This is a genomic window from Elusimicrobiota bacterium (assembly GCA_016722575.1).
Taxonomy (GTDB): domain Bacteria; phylum Elusimicrobiota; class Elusimicrobia; order FEN-1173; family FEN-1173; genus JADKIY01.
This window is the reverse complement of record JADKIY010000005.1, coordinates 162925-182147: the sequence shown is the minus strand read 5'-3', so window position 1 is coordinate 182147 and position 19223 is coordinate 162925. Positions and strand designations below refer to the sequence as shown.

Genomic DNA, 19223 nt, shown 5'->3' with positions numbered 1-19223 from the left:
TTCGCCCATGACCTCTCCCTCCACCGTTATTTTGTCCGGCATGCGTCCCACCGGGAAATTGCACCTGGGCAACTATTGGGGCGCCCTCTCGCCCTGGCTGGATCTGCAAAAAGACCCCGCCAAAAAATGTTTTTTCATGGTCGCGGACCTGCACGCCCTGACGACGGGCTACGAGGAAACCGCCGGTATTAAAGGCAACATCGAGGACATGGTGTTGGACTGGTTGGCGGCGGGGCTGGACCCTTCCAAAAGCGTCCTGTTCATCCAGTCCAAAGTGCCCGAACACGCGGAATTGGCCCTGCTGTTGTCCATGATCACGCCCTTGGGCTGGCTGGAACGCATTCCGACCTACAAAGACCAATTGCGGGAGCTCGCCGGCCGGGAAATCGCGACCCACGGGTTTTTGGGGTATCCCGTCCTTCAATCCGCCGACATCATGATTTACAAAGCGACGGCCGTCCCCGTCGGGGAAGACCAGTTGTCCCATTTGGAACTGTGCCAGGAGATCGTCCGGCGGTTCAACCGGCTTTTCGGCCCCGTGTTCCCGGAGCCCAAGGCCATTCTTGGCCGAGCCCCCAAAGTGCCGGGGTTGGACGGGCGCAAAATGTCGAAATCCTACGGCAACGCGGTGGAATTGTCGGACACCCCCGAGATCTTGTGGTCCAAAATTCAAAAAATGTACACGGACCCCAAAAAGGCAAGGGCCAACGACCCCGGGCACCCCGAGGGATGCGTTGTGTTCGCCCTTCATAAAATTTATAATCCTTCCGTCGAGGAACGCGCGGCCGAATGCCGCGATGGGAGGATCGGCTGCGTGGCGTGTAAAAAGCATTTGCTGTCCCTCATGGAACCCCTGAAGGAGATCCAGGCGCGTCGGGCCGTTTTGGCCCAAAAACCCGGCCGGGTGCGCGAGATCTTGGACGAAGGCACCCGGGTCGCCCGCGCCGTGGCCCGGGAAACTTTGGACCAGGCCAAAGCCGCCATGGGGCTCCCGTGACGACCGCCGGAAACAACGTCAAGCTGGACGTGTTCGAAGGTCCCCTGGACCTTCTCTTGTATCTCATCAAGAAGAACGATCTGAACATCCACGACATCCCTTTGTCTCAAATCACCAACGATTTCCTCCAATACCTGGGGTTGTTGAAGGATCTGAATTTGAACATCGCGGGGGAATTCCTGGTGATGGCGGCCACGCTCATGCAGATCAAAGCGCGGACCCTTCTTCCCGCCCCGTCCCGCGACGAAGAGGAAACCGTCGATCCCCGGGCCGACCTGGTCCACCGTCTTTTGGAATACCAGCGGTTCAAAGAGGCCTCCCGCCACCTGGAAGGCCGCCTGCACGCGACCAAGGACATCCATTTCCGCGGAGCGCCGACCTTCGGCGAGACCGATTACACCATGGACGCGTCCCTGTTCGATTTGTTGGACGCCTTTCGGGACGTGCTCAAAAACCTGCGCCCCCGGGTGCGGGAAATCGAATCCGAGGACGTGCCGATCGAAGTCAAGATCAAGGACGTTCTCGCGTTTTTGGCCGGCCGCCCGTACGCGACCTTCCGCGAAATTCTGGAGCGGGAAACCACGCGGCGGGGCTTGATCATCACCTTTTTGGCCATTTTGGAATTGATCCGGCTCAAGGAAATCGCCGCCCGTCAGAGCGAAGCCTTCGCCGAGATCCGCGTCTACCGGCGGGAGGCCCTGCCGGAAAATCTGGAAACCGAAGGCGCCGCGACGGAGCCCGAACCCGCGCCCGCGGCGCCCTTGCCCGAGGGGGAATAGATGGATTTGTTGGAACGACGAAAAGTCCTGGAACTGCTGCTGTGGCTCACGGACAAACCGCTCAAAACCACGGAACTGATCGCCGTGCTGGGCGCCGACGCCCCCACGGAATTGGAACTGCGCGAGGAATTGAACGGCCTCGCCCGGGAATTGGACGAGCGCGCGGCCCCGTACCATTTGATGGAAATCGCCCAGGGGTTTCAGTTCGCCTCCCGCCCGGCCTTCAGTCAATGGGTGCGCCGCCTCTACAAGGAAAAAACGGCCCTGCGGTTGACGCCGTCGGCCCTGGAAACCTTGTCCATCGTCGCCTACAAACAGCCGCTCACCCGGGGCGAGATCGAAGAAATTCGCGGCGTGGACGTGTCGGGCGTGTTGGAAACCCTTTTGGAACGCAAGTTGGTAAAAATCGTCGGACGAAAAGAAGCCCTGGGCCGGCCGCTGCTCTACGGCACGACCCTCGACTTCATGAAGCAATTCGGCCTGCGCTCCCTGGACGAACTGCCGCGCCTGGAGGAATTGGTTCCCCCCGAGGAACCGCCGGCGGTGAACGCCGAGCCGGCCCCCGAGGCCGCCGGACCCGTCGAAAGCGCGGCCGCGTCCTCGGCCCCGGAGGCTCCCCATGCCTGAACTTCGACGCGACCCCGTCATCGGCCGGTGGGTCATCATTTCCACCGAACGCAGCCGCCGTCCCGGCGGATTCAGCACCCAGCGCGAAACCCAGGGGTCCGTCCCCTGCCCCTTTTGCGCGGGCAACGAGGAGAAAACGCCGCCCGAGATTTTGGCGTTCGCCCCCAAAAACCGCGCGGCCAACGCCCCCGGTTGGTGGGTGCGCGTGATCCCCAACAAATACCCGGCCCTCCAGATCGAAGGCGACCTCCACCGCACCGGCGAAGATTTGTTCGATAAAATGGACGGGCTCGGCGCCCACGAAGTGATCGTGGAAACCGAGGACCACAATCGCCAATTGGAAGACCTGGACCCGAGCCGCGTGAAGGACGTGCTTTGGGCCTACCGGGACCGCATTTTGGATTTGAAAAAGGACCCGCGTTTCGAATACATCCTGGTGTTCAAGAACCGGGGCTCGGCCGCGGGGGCGTCCCTGGCCCACGCCCATTCCCAGCTGATCGCCACCCCCATGGTGCCCATCCGCGTGAAGCAGGAGTTGCGCGGGGCGGAGGAATACTTCGAACAAAAGGGGCGGTGCATTTTTTGCCAAATCCTCCAAGCCGAGGTGGAAAAAGGCGAACGGGTCATCGAGGCCAACGAGGATTTTGTGGCGTTGGCCCCCTTCGCCAGCCGGTTCCCTTTCGAGATGTGGATTCTCCCGAAAGTGCACAGCTCCGATTTTGAATCCATGTCGGAGGCGCAATTCGCTTCGCTCAGCGTCCTTTTGAAAAGCGTGCTGGGGCGGTTGAACGCCGTGCTGGATTTCCCGCCGTACAATTTCATCGTTCACACCTCGCCCTTGAAAACGAAGGGGCTGGCCCACTACCATTGGCACATCGAGCTGATGCCCAAAATCGTGCACACCGCCGGTTTTGAGTGGGGCGCCGGCTTCTACATCAACCCCACCCCGCCGGAACAGGCGGCGCGCTATCTCCGGGAAGCCCCGAACGGAACGTCGACCGCGGGATGAAAATCCTCTTCGCGGCCAGCGAAGCGGTTCCCTTCTGTAAGACCGGCGGTTTGGGCGACGTGGTCGGCGCCCTGGCCGAAGCCCTGAAAACCCGGGGCCACGACGTTCGGCTGGTCCTCCCCCATTATTGCCCCCCGGGCAGCGACGACGAGCCCCCCGGCTCCGGCCCCCTCTCCCTGACGATTCCCGTCGACGGCCGGGACCACCCCGTCCGCGTGTGGGAAACCCGCTTCGGCCCCGACGTCCCCGCCTATTTGATCGACAGCCCGGGTCATTTCGCTCGGGAGGGCCTTTACCGCGATTCCCGGGGCGTCGACTACGCCGACAACGACCGTCGATACATCCTGTTCTGCCGCGCCGCCCTGGAAACCGCCCGGGCCGTCGGATTCGCGCCCGACGTGGTCCACGCCCACGACTGGCAGACGGGACTGCTTCCGACCTATTTGGCGACGTTGTACCGGGACGATCCTTTTTTTAAAAACACCGCGACGGTCTTCAGCATTCACAACATCGCCTACCAGGGGCATTTTCCGAAAGAGACGCTGCTGGCGGCGGGATTGGATTGGTCGTGGTTTACCGCGGACCGGCTGGAATATTTCGATGGGTTTAACTTTTTGAAGGCCGCCCTGGTGACGGCCGACGTCCTCTCCACCGTGAGCCCGACCTACGCCGCCGAGGTGCAGTCGGGGGAGGAATTCGGGCGGGGGATGGAGGGGGTTCTTCAAACGCGTTCCCGGGATTTTTTCGGCGTGTTGAACGGCATCGACAACGCGCTGTGGAACCCGGCCGTCGACGCGATGATCGCCCGGCCCTTCACGGCCCGAGCCCTCCGCGGGCGCGCGGAATGCAAGCGGGATCTCCAGCGCCAAACGGGGTTGACCGAGGACGAGAAGGCGCCCCTCCTCGGCATGGTGTCGCGGCTGGACCCGCAAAAGGGATTCGACATCCTGCTCGACGTCTTGGAACCTTTTGTGGAAGAAGGCGCCCAAGCGGTTTTCCTGGGCCAAGGGAGCCCGGTCTACCAGGCGACGTTGCGCACCCTCTCCCGCAAGCACCCGGGGCGGGTCGCGAGTTCGACCGACTTCAACGAAACCCTGGCCCACAAAATTTACGCCGGCGCCGATATTTTTCTGATGCCGTCCCGATTCGAACCCTGCGGCCTGGGCCAAATGATCGCGCTCCGCTACGGAGCCGTGCCCGTGGTGACCCCCACGGGGGGACTCAAAGACACGGTGATCCCGGTGTCCCGGGACGGAAAGAAAGGCGACGGGTTCGTGGCGGCCGCCACGGAGACCGCGGCCTACCGACGGGCGCTGGAAACCGCCGTTGATCGCTTTCGCCGGGACCCGGCCGGGTGGAAGCGGATTCTCAAACGGGGCATGGCCCGGGCCTTCGACTGGGCCGACTCCGTCCCCAAATACGAGGATCTCTATCGCCGGGCTCTGGCCCATCGCACGGAAAGGGTCGAGGCGCCGTGACGCCCTGGGCGCGGGGGCGACGATGGGCCCGGCGGTGGACGCGCCCCCAGGTGGGCGCCGCCCTCCTCGGCCTGGCGCTCGGGCTCTTCGGGGTCCACGCGCTGGTGTCCCGCCTGCAATGGGAACGCGACCGCGTGGTCGAAATCGCCGTCGACGGCGAAGAGGTCCGTTCCCTGTCCGACGCGGACGACGAGCGCACCAACGCGGCCCTGTCGGATTTGGCGGACGCGGGGGTGTCGGGGGTCGCGATCTATTGGGACCCGTCCTATCCCTTGCCGGGCGTTTTGCGCGAATGGGAAACCCGGGTGCCGGACGGGTTGACCGTGACGCTCCGGCCGGAGGCCTCCCCTTTTTCGGATTGGCGGCACCGTTGGCCCCGGGCGGCGCGCCTCAACCGCGTGTCGTTTCCGCCCGTGACCCACGCGCTCTTTTCCGGCCCGTCTGTGTTGGGATTTCCCGATAGGACGCCCGTCGAGGCTTGGATCGCCTCCTCCACCCTCACCTTGCCCTGGTTGGAATTCTCCCGCCAGCGCGGCACCTCGGGGTTGCTGGCCACGTTTCCCCGGCGCGCGATCCGCGCCCACACGTTGAGCGAGGAGGAGATGGCGCAGGCGGGGCCGGACCTCGTCGTGGCCCGCTACGTGCGGGCCGTTCGGGAGCGCGGCGCCCGATTTCTTTACGTGCGTCTTTTCCCGGGCCTTTCTTCCGATGACAACCTGGCTTTCGTGCGGCGGTTGGCCGACGCGCTGCGGGAAGAAGGGTTTGAATTGGGCCCCGCCCGTCCCCGCTACGCCGATTTTGCCCCGCCGCTTTGGCGTCTGCCCTCGGCGTTGCGCCAGCTCCTGGCGTTCCTCCTCGCGGTCGCCGGTCCGTTCTTCGCCTTCCGCTGGGCGTGCGAGCGGCCCGTGACCTGGGAATCGCCGGCCCAATTGACGGGCGTTTCCTTGGCCGTCGCCTTCGCGATCGCCGCCCTGTTTTCGACCCCCGATTTCACCTTGGGGTTTGTCGGTTTTCGAGGGGTGAAGCTCGCGCTGCTGCTGCCCCTGGCCGCCTCGGTGTTTTATTTCTACCGCGCTCGGGAAATACGCCATTTCCTTCAAGAGCCCGTGAACGTGGAACGACTCGTGCTGGGGGGAATTCTGGTGGGTTGCGTCGGCTATTACGTCCTTCGAAGCGGGCACGGGACGGCCCTGGACGCCGGCGGCACCGAGCTCCAAATCCGCGGGTGGCTCGAACGCGTGTTGGGCGTACGTCCGCGCTTTAAGGAGTTTTTCATCGGCCACCCGGCGCTGATATTCGGGCTCTATTTGCGGGCGCGGTTTCCAACGGGCGGCGACGTTTTCCCCGATCGCCCGGGCCCCTGGGCCCAGGCCTTGCATTTTGTTTTCCACGACCCGCGCCCTTTTTTGCTGGTGGGGTTCGTCGGGCAGTTGTCCATCGTTAACACCTTTTGCCACGCCCACACGCCCCTGGGCGTTTCCGCTCTCCGCACCTTCCACGGGTTGTGGCTGGGAGGCCTGCTTGGGGCCTCGCTCATCGGGGCGTTCCGGTGGGGGCACGCGCGTTGGTCGAACCCCCCGGCGTAGGATCCCCCGCGAAGGCATTGCTGATCGGCTATTTCGGTCACGGCAACGCGGGGGACGAATGGATTTTGGGCTCTCTTCTCGCGGCGCTGGGCGACCGGTCGTGCGCGGTGGTCGTCGGCCCGCGTCCGAGCGATTTGGGGGCCGCCGAAGCGATTCCCCGCGATAATTTTTTTCGCCTCTGTCGATGCCTCCGATCTTTTGGCGCGGTGGTGCTGGGGGGCGGGGAATTGTTTCAAAACCGCACCAGCCGCCGAAGCCTTCTTTACTACCTTTTTTTTCCTTTTTGGGCGCGCCTGCGCGGACGGCCCGCGGCCGCCCTGGGCGTGTCGGTCGACCCGGCCCTTCCCCAACGTTGGATTCGAGCGGTTCGCGGTTTTCTGCGCGGCGCCCGCGTGTGGGCCCGGGACGCGGCCTCCGCCGCCGCGCTGACCGTTTCCGGCGCGGAAACGCCGGTCGGCGTCGATTCCGTCTGGGGCCGCGGCCTTCAAATCGCCACCCCGCCGCCCGCCTTGAAGCGCGTTCTCTGGGTGTTGCGGGCGCCCGCGTCCCCGGAGGCGCTGGCCGCGGTCGTCAATGGACTTCAAGCGCGCGAGCCCTGGGACCACGGATTTCTCCTGTTTCATCCCGCCGCGGACCGTCCCGTCGTCGCCGCCCTGCGGGCCCGCCTGACTTTTCCGCACCGCTTGGAAACTTGGGAAAAACCGGACGACGTTTTCGCGGTGTTGGGGCGGTACGACCTGGTGGTCTCCATGCGGTACCACGGGTTGGTGGCCGCGGCGCTGACGTCCCGTCCGTCGGTCGCCTTGGCCGCCCACGGCAAAGTCGAGTCCTTGGCCCGGGAATTGAACGTGCCGGTGGTTTCCGGAGAGGCCTCGGTCGACGACTGGCGGAAGGAACTGCGGGCCGGTTTCGAACGCGGGCCCGTTTCCCCGGGGGAACGCCCGGCGGTCGCCCGTCGGAACCTGGCGGCGCTGGCCCGATGGCTTTCCGACGCCGGAATCCCGATTCCCGCTCGAAATTTGTAAAATGACGCCGTGAAATTCCACGTTCGGCCCGGTCGATGAGCGCCCCCGCTGTATCGACGGCCCCTCGACGCCCCCCCTCCGCCTGGCGCCTTCACTGGCCGTGGCGTTGGCCCCTTCCCCTCGCGCTCGGTTTGCTGTCCGCCGCGCTCGGTTTTTCCATTTCCTTGCTGATGCAGGAGCAGCGCCTGTTGTCGGTTTTCTCGGCCGCCGAATCGAACTCGTTTCGTTGGGTGGTCTTTTTGAAAAGCGGCGCCGATCGTCCGTCTCTGGAAGAACGGCTGAGATCCTTGCCGGGCGTCCAACGGCTCGAATTCACGACAAAAGAGCAGGCCCTCGAAACGGCCCAACGGGACCCCGCCTTGGCCGACGCCCTGAAACTCACGGTGCGAAACCCGTTTCCCGAATCTTTCGACGCCGAGTGGAACCCCGATTTCCTGCGTCCGGAATATCTCGGTCCTCTGTCGGAGCAAATCACGACCTGGGACGGCGTCGACCGCGTGGGATACGACGCGCCCCGGTTGGACCGCATCGCGTTGTTGGCCCGCTTGCGGTCGCAGCGGCGCGCGGGGATTTCCGTGGCGGTCTGGGGCGCGTTGGCGGTCGGGGTCCTTCTGGCGGGCCGATGGCTCTTTTTTGGACGCCGCTGGCGCGTGGGCGAGACGCTGTCGACGGCCGCCGTGGGCGCCGTGGGCGGCGCCGCCGGGGCCGTGGCCGTCGCGGGGTGGTTGGGCGAATTTTTAATTCACGGAGCGGCCGCGGGGCTGGCCTTGGGCGTGTTGACGGCCCTGGGCCGCGCGGTGGCCGACGAGTGATGGGCTGGAGACGTTCCGCGGCGGCGGCCCTCGCGGTCGTCGCGGGGCTGGCCGCGTCGCCGGCCGTTTCGGAAAACCGGATCACGAAGGGTCGGGAAGAGTTGGAAAGAATCCAATCCAAACTTTCCGATAAGCGGAAGGAAAAAGAAAAAACGGAAAAGCGGTCCCGGGAGCTTCGGGCCGAAGTGGAGCGGATTTCCCGGGAATTGACCGGGGCCCGGCGGGCGCTGGGCCAAACCAACGCGCGCTTGGCGGCGTCCGAAGAAAACCGATCGGCGGCGGAGGCCCGTTTGTGGGCGTCCCGTCAGAGTTTGGGCCAATGGCAGGAGCGCCTGGCGGCGGCGATGGGCGCCTATTACCGCCGGTCCCGGCTCGGTGCGGAGGGGGAATTCGTGTCCGTTTCCTACGAACGGGTTCTCGTGGCGGACCAAGCCTCCAGCTTGAACTTCGCGCTGGAGCGGCATCAGGACGTGGTCGTGTTGCGGGACAATTTGCTGGCGATTGAGGAGCAACTGCGGGATTTGAAATTGGACCGCGAGCGGGACGAGCGGCGCATCGAGGCGGCCGGCCAGCGCATGCGGGAGCTTCAAAAAACCACCGAAGGGCGCCGCGCGGTGCTGGAAAGCGACATTCGCGCGCTGAACGCGTCGGCCCAAAAATTCGAACGGCTGATTTTGGATTTGATTGCCAAACAAAAGGCGGACGACGCCCGCCGGGCCGCCCGGGCCCAGCGGGCGGCGCCGGCGCCCGTCGCGCAGGAGGAAATCGCGCGACGATGGCGCGGACGCCTGCCCCGTCCGGTGGAAGGCGCCCTTGTGGAAAAATTCGGGCGGACGCGGAACGCCGAGGTCAACGCCGACGTCTTTTCCAACGGGGTGAAGTGGCGGACGGCTCCCGACGCGAACGTCGCCGCCGTGGCCGACGGCGACGTGCTCTACGCGGGCCCGTTCATGAATTACGGTTTGATGGTGTTGGTCGGGCACGCCGACGGCCTTCATTCAATATACGCCCATTTGAGCGAAACGCCGGTCGCGCGCGGTCAAAAGATCGCGGCGGGCGCTTCGGTGGGGCGGAGCGGCCGCGACGAGCAGGGGCGGCCGCTGGTCTATTTTGAGCTTCGCGTGCGCGGCACGCCGGTGAACCCCCAGGACTGGGTTCGCTGAGGGCAACACCACGATAAGGAGAGGGATATGAAAACGCGCAATCGGATTTTAATTCTCGGGGCCGCGGCCGTGGCGGGGGTTTTCGGCATGCCGTCGGTTCGGTCGGCCGTCGATACCACCTACGAGCAAATCAAACTCCTGGTCGACGTGCTCCAGTATATCCGCGAGCAGTACGTGGAATCCGTGGATCAAAAAGCCATCGTGTACGGGGCCGCGGCCGGCATGACGCGGGCCTTGGATCCCTTCAGCCAATTCATGGAACCGGACGCGCACAAGGAAATGAAAACCGAAACCCAGGGCCAGTTCGGCGGGTTGGGCATTCGGATCGCCGTTCGGGACGGCTGGCTTACCGTCATCACCCCGATGCCGAACACGCCGGCGTACCGTCTGGGCATTTTGCCCGGCGATAAGATCGTCAAAATCGAAGACGAGGTGACGCAGGGTTTGAGCGTCGAAGACGCCGTTTCCCGCCTTCGGGGCAAGCCCGGCACCAAGGTCTCCCTGTCCATCGCGCGCGAGGGGGACAAGGAACCGCGGGTCTTCTCGATCACCCGCGAAGTGATCAAGATTCAAAGCGTCAAATCGGCCCTGCTGGACGGCGGCATCGGCTACCTGCGCTTGAGCGAGTTCATCGAAACCTCGAACGCCGATCTCTTGAAGTCGGCCAAGGAACTCAAGGACAAGGGAATGAATTCCCTCATATTGGACCTCCGGAACAATCCCGGCGGCCTGCTCACCTCGGCCGTCGACGTGTCCAAATTGTTCCTGGGGGACAACAAGCTCATCGTCTACACCCAGGGCCGCGCCCAGCCCCGGGCCGACTATCTGGCGGACGCCAAGGCGCCCTACGGGAATTTGCCCCTGGCCATCCTGGTCAACGGGGGGTCGGCGTCGGCCTCCGAAATCGTGACGGGGGCCCTGCAGGACCAGCGGCGGGCCATCATCGTGGGGTCGGAGACCTTCGGCAAGGGCAGCGTGCAGTCCGTGATCCCCTTGGAGGACGGTTCCGCCTTGCGCCTGACCGTGGCCAAATATTACACCCCGTCGGGCCGTTCCATTCACCGCGATGAAAAAACGAAAAAAGGCGGCATCACCCCCGACATCGTGATCGCCGTGCCCCGGGAAACCGAGGCCAAACTTCAATCCCAGTCCGAGGAAATTTACGCCAAGGACAAGGCCCCGCAATCCACCGTGAAATCCGAGGAGCGCGTGAAAGACGAGGTGCTGGAGCGCGCCATTGAGATCTTGAAAGCCGAAGCCGTCTTCAAGGGGATGAACCGTTAGCCGCCGCGCGGTCCGCAACGAACGGGGGGGCGTCCTCCTCGACTTGTTTCTCATTCTCGTGCTGACGGCGGCCGGCGTGGCCGTTTGGCGGGCCCGGGACGCCTGGCGGCCCCTGTGGGATCGCGCCACCGGCGGAACGGGCGCCCCTCCGACCGCGGCGTTGGCGGATTTGTCGAGCCAGAGCGTGTGGCTCCAATCCCGCGTGCGGGACGCGCTGTCGGCGGCCGGCGTCAGGGAGGCCGACGTGCTTAAGTCGGTGAACGAGGAGCGGGCGGACGCCACGGGCCGCTGGGTGGAATCGACGTTGGAAGTCCGTCCGCGGGAGCCTTTTCACTCCGGCCGATTTTTGCAGCGACTGGCGCCCGTGATTCACGAAGGCGGGCTCGCCATCCAAAAAGATCAAAAGGACGGCGACCGGTGGGTCCTCGAATTGGGCGACCGGGAGCGGGTGTTTCAGCGGCTGGTGGTGCATCCATCGCCGGCGCCGCGTGGCGGCCCATCGATAAAGGGGAAATTTCATGTCTAAAATTATTCGGGTGTTGGGAATCGAAACGTCGTGCGACGAAACGGCCGCGGCGGTCGTGGAAAACGGACGCCACATTTTGTCGAACGTCGTGGCGAGCCAGGTGTCGCTCCATCAGCCGTACGGCGGCGTTGTGCCGGAGATCGCCAGTCGCGCCCACGTGGAGAGCGCCCAGGCCGTGGTCGAAGCCGCCCTCAAGGGGCAGGCGCCCCGGGGCCAGGCGCCCTTTCCGAAAAACCTTCCCGTGGACGTCATCGCCGTGACCGTCGGGCCCGGCCTCATGGGGTCTCTGCTGGTCGGCAAAGTGGTGGCCGAAATGCTGGCGTGGATTTACCAGAAGCCCCTGGTGCCGGTCAATCATTTGGAAGGGCATTTGTTGTCCATTCTTCCGGGCAATCCGGAATTGGAACCGCCCTTTTTGGCGCTGGTTGTTTCCGGCGGGCACACGGAACTGGTGCACGTCCTGGATTACGGCCGCTACCACATCCTCGGCCGCACCCGGGACGACGCCGCCGGCGAAGCCTTCGACAAGGTGTCCAAATTGCTGGGCCTGGGCTATCCCGGCGGCCCCGCCATCGACCGTTTGGCCGCCAAGGGCAATCCGAAGGCCGTGGCCTTTCCCCGGGCCTTTCTTCCCGAAGGGTGGGATTTCTCTTTTTCGGGATTGAAAACCTCCGTGGTGTACCATTTGCGCGACCATCCCGAGATTTTGGCGACCAAGAAAAAGGTCGCCGACGTGTGCGCGTCGTTTCAGGCGGCGGTGGTCGAGGTGTTGGTCAAAAAAACCATCGCGGCCGCCGAAAAATTGAATTTGCGGCACATCGTCGTCTGTGGCGGCGTGTCGGCCAACACGGGCCTTCGCGAAGCCTTCGCCGAACACCACAAAAAGCACCGCGTGCACACCGCCGCCCCCGCCCTCTGCACCGACAACGGCGTCATGATCGGCGTCGCGGGCTACTACAAATATCTTCGGTCGGCCAAAAAACGGTTTTCCCCCGACGCCCTGTCGGTGGATTCCACGCTCGCCCTCAAGAACTGGTAACCGCCGTTCCGCGTCCATGACGTCCGCCGCGCCCTTGCCCCGTCCGACCATCGGGGCCCTGCGGTTGGACAACCCCTTCGTGCTCGCCCCCATGGCCGGGATCGGCGACCCGCCGTATCGGCGCCTTTGCCGACGGGGCGGCGCCGGACTGGTGTGCGCCGAAATGGTGTCGGCCAACGCTCTCCATTACGGGGACGAAAAATCCCGCCGGATGCTCCAAACCTATCCCGACGAACACCCGGTGAGCCTTCAAGTCTTCGGCAACGATCCCGATCGGTTGGCCCACGCGGCCCGGGCGGCGGAGGAAGCCGGGGCCGACATCGTGGATTTGAACTGCGGTTGCCCCGTGCCCAAAATCGCGAACAACGGCGCCGGCATCAGCCTGCTGAAAGACGAATCGCTCTTTGCCCGGTGCCTGGAAGCCATGGTGAAGGCGGTGAAGATCCCCGTGACCTTCAAAACGCGCTTGGGATTTCGGCGGGGGGAAAACGTCGCCCGGCGGTTCGTTCAATTGGCGGAGTCCGTCGGGGTGGCCGCGGTGGCCATTCACGCCCGGTCCAAGGAGGATTACCACGTGGGTCCGCCGAACAACGCCGCCCTTCGGGAAATCGTCCAGTCGGTCAAGATCCCCGTGTTCGGCAACGGCGGCGTCAAAACCTTTGCCGACGCCAAACGAATGATGGACGAATCCGGGTGCGCCGGCGTGTTGATCGGCCAGGCGGCGGTGGGCAACCCCTTTCTTTTTTCGGAGCTTTCCCAAGCGGCCCGCGCGGGCGTCGACGCGCCCTTGCCCGTGACTCATCGGCTGGCCCTCTTTCGGGAGCACGCGCGCCTCATCGCCGATTTTTACGGCGAAGACCTGGGGGTCCGCCGCTTCCGCAAGTACATTCCATCCTACGTTCACGGGCTTCGAGGCTCGGCCGCTTTTCGTTCCCGGGCCAACGTCACGGGCACGCTCGATTCCCTGCTCCGGTTGATCGACGAATTTGACGCCTCCCTGCGGGATTTCGCCGCCCCCACCGTCGAGATTGACACGCCATGGCCCGTGTGCTAACATGGGCCCGATTCTAAAACGTCTCTAAAAATAAGGGTTTTTATTCAATGAGCATCAAGTTCGGCACCTCGGGCTGGCGCGCCATCATGGCGGACGAATTCACCTTTGCCAACGTCCGCATCGCGGTACAATCCATCGCCGATTACCTTCGCGAAGAGCGCCTCCACAACAAGCCGATCGTGATCGGCTACGACACCCGGTTTCTCTCGGAAGATTTCGCCCGAACCGCGGCGGGGGTCCTCGCGGCCAACGGCATGGAATCCCTGCTGTGCGGGCGGGACACCCCCACGCCGGTGGTGGCCTTCGAAGTCCTGCGCAACAAGGCCGCGGGCGGCATCATCATCACCGCGAGCCACAACCCGGCGACGTACTCGGGCCTCAAATTCAACTCCTCCTGGGGCGGACCCGCCCTGCCCCAAATCACCCAAAAAATCGAAGCCGGCGCGGAGCCCTATTTGTCCGGCGAGGCGATTCCCAAGACCAGCCGCGAAGCCGTGGGGCTCAAGAAGCGTCTCATCGTCCCCCACGACCCGATGCCCGCCTATTTCAAGCAATTGGACGAATTGGTGGACCGATCCCTTTTGAAGCGCGGAAAAATCCGGGTCGTGACCGACGCCCTCTGGGGCGCGGGACGCGGTTACCTGGACGAATACCTCCGCAAGGCGGGGGTCGAGGTGACCGCCCTTCACACGAACCGCGACGTCCTTTACAACGGCCACGGCCCGTCGCCGGACCCCGAAACCCTGACCGAACTCCAGGCCACGGTGAAGAAACAAAAGGCCCATCTGGGCCTCGCCACCGACGGCGACGCCGATCGCTTCGGCATCATGGACGTGGACGGGACGATGCTGTCGCCCAACGAATTTTTGCCGCTGTTGCTGGACCACCTGGTGAAGACCCGGGGCTGGACCGGCGTCGCGGCGCGGAGCGTCATGACCTCCCACTTTTTGGACGCGGTCGCGAAACGCCGCGGGCTCACCGTTCAGGAAACGCCGGTCGGCTTCAAGTTCATCGGCGACGTGATGGCCCACGAAAATTCCGTCTATCCTTCCCGGCAGGGGCACTTCGTTCTGGGCGGCGAGGAATCGGGCGGCCTGTCCATCCGGGGCCACGTGCCCGAAAAGGACGGCGTGCTCGGGTGCCTCCTGGCGGCCGAAATCGTCGCCGTCACGAAGCGCCCGCTTCGAAAATCCCTGGAACTCCTTCAAAGCGAAGTCGGAACTTTTTACACCGACCGCTTGAATTTCCATCTGACCCTGGAGAAAATGAACGATTTGAAGGGGCGGCTCAGTCACAACCCGCCGACCCGCTTCGGGGATTTCGCCGTCCGCCGCATCGTGGAGACGGACGGCTTCAAATTTATTTTGACCGACGGAAGCTGGATCGGCATCCGGTTGTCCGGCACCGAACCCGTCGTGCGCGTGTATTTAGAAACCCAGGACCGGGCCAAATTGAAGGCCCTCGAAAAGGCGGGCCGCATTTTGGCCGGCGTTTCGACCGGGAAATAGGGAGAGGTTCCATGGCCAAGAAATCCGTGAAGAAAGCGAAGTCGCCCTCGACGAACGGTTCCAAATCGTCGTCCGGCGTTAAAATTTCGGCGGTGCGCGCCCGGGAGATTTTGGATTCCCGCGGCAACCCGACGGTGGAAGTCGACGTGCTCTTGTCCGACGGCGCCCGCGGGCGCGCCTCCGTGCCCTCCGGGGCGTCCACCGGCGCCCACGAGGCGGTGGAGTTGCGGGACGGCGACAAATCCCGCTTTTTGGGCCGGGGCGTCTTGAAAGCCGTCAACAACGTCAACAGCGTTTTGGCCCCCGCCCTAAAGGGGAAAGACGCCCGGGACCAGAAAGCCGTGGACGCGTTGATGCTCGCCTTGGACGGCACGGAAAACAAATCCAAACTCGGGGCCAACGCGATCCTCGGGGTCTCCATGGCCGTGGCCCGCGCGGCGGCCGATTCGAAAAAGACGCCGCTTCACACCCATTTGCGGCAGGTGTTCGGGATTCGTTCCAAGGATTATATTTTCCCCGTGCCCTTGATGAACATTTTGAACGGCGGCGCCCACGCCGACAACAACGTCGACATGCAGGAATTCATGATCCTGCCGGTTTGCGGCACGCGCTTCCGGGACGCCCTGCGCGCCGGAGCCGAAGTGTTCCACGCCCTGAAGGCCGTGTTGAAGAAAAACGGCCAAAACACGGGCGTGGGCGACGAAGGCGGGTTCGCCCCCAACTTGAAGTCCAACGAAGAGGCGATCCAGGTCATTCTCCAGGCCATTCAAAACGCCGGCTACAAGGCGGGCAAGGACATTTACCTGGGGTTGGATTGCGCCTCGAACGAATTTCACAGCAACGGCCAATACCGGTTGGAAGGGGAAATCGCCATTCGGGACCGTTCCGCCGATGAAATGATCGAGTTCTACGCCGACTGGGCGGCCAAATACCCCATCGTTTCCATCGAAGACGGCCTGGCCGAGGACGATTGGGCCGGTTGGAAAAAATTGACCGACCGCATCGGTAAAAAAGTCCAGCTGGTCGGGGACGATCTCTTCGTGACGAACACGAAACGGCTGGAGGAAGGCATCCACCGGGGCGTGGCCAACGCGATTCTCGTCAAGGTCAATCAGATCGGGAGCCTCACGGAAACCGTGGACGCGGTGCAAAAAGCCCAGGCCGCGGGGTACGGCACCATCATTTCCCATCGCTCGGGCGAAACGGAAGACGCCTTCATCGCCGATTTGGCCGTGGCCCTGAACGCCGGCCAGATCAAAACCGGATCGGCGTCGCGCTCCGAGCGGATCGCGAAATACAATCAATTGCTGCGCCTCGAAGAATCCCTGGGCGCCGCCGCCCGATTCCCCGGCGCGAAAGCCTTTTTGAGGGGCTGATCCCGCTCGTGCGCCGCCTGTTTCAGCGCCGGGGTTTTTGGGTCGCCCTCGCGGCGGCCGGCGTCGCGGTCGGCATCAGCGGCGAGAGCGTCCGCGGTTACCTCGCCCAACGGCGCGAGATTCGCCGATTGGAAACGCGGTTGGACGAAGCGCGGCGCCGGGCGAGCGAACAGGAATCCCGCGTCGCTCGTTCCACCAGCGACGCCTACATCGAGACCTCGGCCCGTCGGGAGCTCGGCCTTCTGCGACCCGAGGAAATCGAATTTCGTTTTGTGGCGGCGGACGACGTCGAACCCGCCCAGGAGAAATGACATGTCCGATACCCTCTGCCCCAAATGCAACGCCAAAGGCGCCGTGGCCGTCAAGCAGTCCCGCACGGACAAAGGCAAAGACTTCAAGTATTACGAATGCGGTCGTTGCCACAGCCTCTGGACCAACTCCATCGACATCGCGCCCCTTCCGGTGGAGTGACGCCGGTCCCGGCGCCCTTCCTTCCCGGATTCCTTCCGCCCCGTTGATCCGCCGTCCCGCCCTGACCCGCCGCGACCGGGACGCCCTGCGTCGGCGGGGGATGTCGCCGGGCGACGCGGCCCTCCACCATCGGCTTCTCCGGGGCCCGGCGGCCCCGCTTCGCCTCGACCGCCCTTGCCGGGTGGGCGACGGCATTGAACGCTGGTCGCCGGCCCGCCGGGGCGAATTGGAGCGCCGCGCCCGTCAGGGCGCCCGCCGGGGTCTTTTCTCCGTTTTTGTTCCCGCCTCGGGGGCCGCCTCCCGCCTCTTTCAGAATCTGGAAACCCTTCGCCGTCGCCGCGCCGCCACCGGCCGGTCCGTTCGTTCCCTGGTCCGCGAAAAGGAATTCAACGACGCGCGAACTTTTTTCAACCGTCTTCCGCGCTTGGCCTTGGCCGGCCTTTTGGACTCCGCCTGCCGCCAACGGGGCGCCCCGCTGGCGGGCCTTCTTCGCGCCGGCCGTTGGGACGAGGTGCTGGAGGCGCTCTTTGAATCGGGAGCGACGGCGCTGCCCAAGGGGCTCCTGCCGTTCCACGGCCGCGGTGCCGCGGCGCGCACCGCCTTTGAAGATCACCTTCGGGGCGCCGTGGGGATCGCCGGCGACGCGGCCGGGCGTTGCCGGGCCCATTTCACCGTGGGGCCGGACCACCGAACGGCTTTCGCCCGTCTGGCCGCGCGCCTTCAAAAAAAATGGGGAAAACGTCTCGGCGTCCGATGGCGAATCCACTGGTCGATCCAGTCGCCGGCGACGGACACCTTGGCCCTGGAAAAGGACGGTTCCTGGGCCCGGGAAGAAACGGGAGGGCTTCATTTTCGTCCGGGAGGTCACGGCGCTCTTTTGCAAAATCTGGAGAAATCCCGGGAACGGTTTGTTTTCCTCCGGAACATCGACAACGTGTCGGGGACGCCGACCGGGTCCCGGGCCGCGTCCTGGCGTCGGGCGTTGGCGGGGCGGTTGTTGGAGGTGTGGGAGGAGGGCGGCCGCTGGCTGCGCGCCCTGGAGGCCGGCGCCCCGGCGGACGGGGCCCGATCCTTTGTCGAGTCGACGCTGGGGTTGCGGGCGCCTTCCAAGAATCCCCGGGCGTGGCTGCGGCGCGTTCTGAACCGGCCCTGGCGCGTCTGCGGCATGATCGCCAAACGGGGCGACCCCGGGGGCGGACCTTTTTGGGTGCGGGAGTCGGATCCCCGGGCGGGGGGCCCCGGCAAGCAAATCGTCGAAGAATCCCAAGTGGCGCCCCGCCAACGGAATTTTCTGCGCCGCTCCACCCATTTCAACCCCGTCGACCTGGTGGTGGCCCTCCGGGACCATCGGGACCGGCCGTTTCGGCTCGGCGACTTCGCGGACGACCGGGCGGTGCTCGTCACGGTCAAAACGTTCCGCGGCCGCCCCGTCCGGGTGTGGGAAAGGCCGGGCCTTTGGAACGGCGGCATGCACCGTTGGAACACGGTGTTCGTTGAAATCCCGTCCGCGCTGTTCACCCCGGTCAAAAGCGTGGCGGACCTCTGGCGTCCGGGACATCGGCGCGCCCATTGATGTATCATTTCCTCCCATGAAGGGCATCGTTCTGGCCGGCGGTTCCGGCACCCGCCTCTATCCGCTCACCCGGGGCATCAGCAAACAGCTGGTGCCCGTCTACGACAAACCCATGATTTATTACCCGCTGTCGGTCCTGATGTTGGCCGGCGTCCGGGACATCCTGATCATCACGACCCCGCACCAACAACCGGATTTCAAACGCTTGCTGGACGACGGCCGTTGGCTGGGGCTGAAGCTCTCTTACGCCGTTCAGCCCGAGCCCGGCGGGTTGGCCCAGGCCTTCACCATCGGCCGCGATTTTGTGGGCCACGACCGCGTGGCTTTAATATTGGGGGACAATATTTTCTACGGGCACGCGCTCACCGGCCTCCTGCGCCGCGCCGCCCAGCGCCCCGCCGGCGCCACGGTTTTCGCCTACCCGGTCCGCAACCCGTCGGCCTACGGCGTGGTGACCTTCGACCGGAAGGGAAAGGCGTTAAAGATCGAGGAAAAACCCACCCGCCCCAAATCCAGTCACGCTGTCACGGGCCTCTATTTCTACGACAACCGCGTCCTGGACATCGCGGCCAAGCTGCGACCGTCGGCCCGGGGGGAAGTGGAGATCACGGACGTGAACAACGCCTACCTTCGGCGGGGAGCGTTGCACGTGGAGAAGTTGAGCCGCGGGATCGCCTGGCTGGACACGGGCACCCACGAAACGCTCCTGCAAGCGGCCGTTTTTATTCAAACGCTCCAGGAGCGGCAGGGCCTCAAAGTGGCGTGCCTGGAAGAAATCGCCTACGACCGGGGCTACATCTCCGCCGAGTCCCTCCGCCGTCTGGCCGAACCCATGCGTCAAAACGAATACGGCCAATACCTGCTGGGCCTGTTGAATCCGCGTTCCTGACCCTTCCCCGCCGTGCGCCGCGCCGCG

Annotated in this window: 19 protein-coding genes; all 19 read left to right on the top strand. The window is 64.5% G+C overall.

Annotation, left to right across the window (positions count from 1 at the left end):
• Positions 1 to 7: 7 nt before the first annotated feature.
• Genes trpS through rfbA form a run of 19 tightly spaced genes read left to right on the top strand, consistent with a single transcriptional unit; the run spans position 8 to position 19196 of the window.
• Positions 8 to 997, top strand: a complete 990-nt coding sequence (gene trpS, locus IPP68_09730; protein MBL0350636.1) for a tryptophan--tRNA ligase — start codon at positions 8 to 10, stop codon at positions 995 to 997.
• Complete coding sequence (locus IPP68_09725) at positions 994 to 1776, top strand: segregation/condensation protein A (protein ID MBL0350635.1); 783 nt, start codon at positions 994 to 996, stop codon at positions 1774 to 1776. The genes trpS and IPP68_09725 overlap by 4 nt, the downstream gene beginning before the upstream one ends.
• Complete coding sequence (scpB, locus tag IPP68_09720; GenBank protein MBL0350634.1) at positions 1777 to 2403, top strand: SMC-Scp complex subunit ScpB; 627 nt, start codon at positions 1777 to 1779, stop codon at positions 2401 to 2403.
• Complete coding sequence (gene galT, locus IPP68_09715) at positions 2396 to 3412, top strand: galactose-1-phosphate uridylyltransferase (protein ID MBL0350633.1); 1017 nt, start codon at positions 2396 to 2398, stop codon at positions 3410 to 3412. Before scpB ends, galT begins: the two co-directional genes overlap by 8 nt.
• Positions 3409 to 4890, top strand: coding sequence for a glycogen synthase GlgA (glgA, locus tag IPP68_09710; protein ID MBL0350632.1), 1482 nt, complete (start codon positions 3409 to 3411; stop codon positions 4888 to 4890). Before galT ends, glgA begins: the two co-directional genes overlap by 4 nt.
• The gene (locus tag IPP68_09705; GenBank protein MBL0350631.1) at positions 4887 to 6476 is read left to right on the top strand and encodes a hypothetical protein; all 1590 of its coding nucleotides are present in this window, start codon (positions 4887 to 4889) and stop codon (positions 6474 to 6476) included. The genes glgA and IPP68_09705 overlap by 4 nt, the downstream gene beginning before the upstream one ends.
• Positions 6455 to 7501 (top strand): polysaccharide pyruvyl transferase family protein, encoded by a 1047-nt coding sequence (locus IPP68_09700; protein ID MBL0350630.1) that lies wholly within the window; start codon positions 6455 to 6457, stop codon positions 7499 to 7501. The genes IPP68_09705 and IPP68_09700 overlap by 22 nt, the downstream gene beginning before the upstream one ends.
• A gap of 35 nt (positions 7502 to 7536) precedes the next feature.
• Positions 7537 to 8313 (top strand): hypothetical protein, encoded by a 777-nt coding sequence (locus IPP68_09695; protein MBL0350629.1) that lies wholly within the window; start codon positions 7537 to 7539, stop codon positions 8311 to 8313.
• Entirely contained in the window at positions 8310 to 9476 is a 1167-nt protein-coding gene (locus tag IPP68_09690) for a peptidoglycan DD-metalloendopeptidase family protein (GenBank protein MBL0350628.1), read from the top strand. Before IPP68_09695 ends, IPP68_09690 begins: the two co-directional genes overlap by 4 nt.
• Before the next feature lie 27 nt (positions 9477 to 9503).
• Entirely contained in the window at positions 9504 to 10760 is a 1257-nt protein-coding gene (locus tag IPP68_09685) for a S41 family peptidase (GenBank protein MBL0350627.1), read from the top strand.
• 43 nt (positions 10761 to 10803) lie between these two features.
• Complete coding sequence (locus IPP68_09680; protein ID MBL0350626.1) at positions 10804 to 11286, top strand: hypothetical protein; 483 nt, start codon at positions 10804 to 10806, stop codon at positions 11284 to 11286.
• Positions 11279 to 12325, top strand: a complete 1047-nt coding sequence (gene tsaD, locus IPP68_09675) for a tRNA (adenosine(37)-N6)-threonylcarbamoyltransferase complex transferase subunit TsaD (protein MBL0350625.1) — start codon at positions 11279 to 11281, stop codon at positions 12323 to 12325. The genes IPP68_09680 and tsaD overlap by 8 nt, the downstream gene beginning before the upstream one ends.
• Positions 12326 to 12341: 16 nt before the next feature.
• Positions 12342 to 13379, top strand: a complete 1038-nt coding sequence (gene dusB, locus IPP68_09670) for a tRNA dihydrouridine synthase DusB (GenBank protein ID MBL0350624.1) — start codon at positions 12342 to 12344, stop codon at positions 13377 to 13379.
• 47 nt (positions 13380 to 13426) lie between these two features.
• Positions 13427 to 14887: a phosphoglucomutase/phosphomannomutase family protein gene (locus IPP68_09665; GenBank protein MBL0350623.1), complete on the top strand. Its 1461-nt coding sequence runs from the start codon at positions 13427 to 13429 to the stop codon at positions 14885 to 14887.
• A gap of 11 nt (positions 14888 to 14898) precedes the next feature.
• Entirely contained in the window at positions 14899 to 16263 is a 1365-nt protein-coding gene (eno, locus tag IPP68_09660; GenBank protein MBL0350622.1) for a phosphopyruvate hydratase, read from the top strand.
• Positions 16264 to 16271: 8 nt separating this feature from the next.
• Positions 16272 to 16574, top strand: coding sequence for a septum formation initiator family protein (locus IPP68_09655; protein ID MBL0350621.1), 303 nt, complete (start codon positions 16272 to 16274; stop codon positions 16572 to 16574).
• Between the two features lies 1 nt (position 16575).
• Complete coding sequence (locus IPP68_09650; protein ID MBL0350620.1) at positions 16576 to 16734, top strand: hypothetical protein; 159 nt, start codon at positions 16576 to 16578, stop codon at positions 16732 to 16734.
• Between the two features lie 43 nt (positions 16735 to 16777).
• A complete protein-coding gene (locus tag IPP68_09645) occupies positions 16778 to 18307 on the top strand; it encodes a DUF4301 family protein (protein ID MBL0350619.1) in 1530 nt (509 codons plus the stop codon).
• 16 nt (positions 18308 to 18323) lie between these two features.
• Entirely contained in the window at positions 18324 to 19196 is an 873-nt protein-coding gene (gene rfbA / locus IPP68_09640; GenBank protein MBL0350618.1) for a glucose-1-phosphate thymidylyltransferase RfbA, read from the top strand.
• Positions 19197 to 19223: the final 27 nt, after the last annotated feature.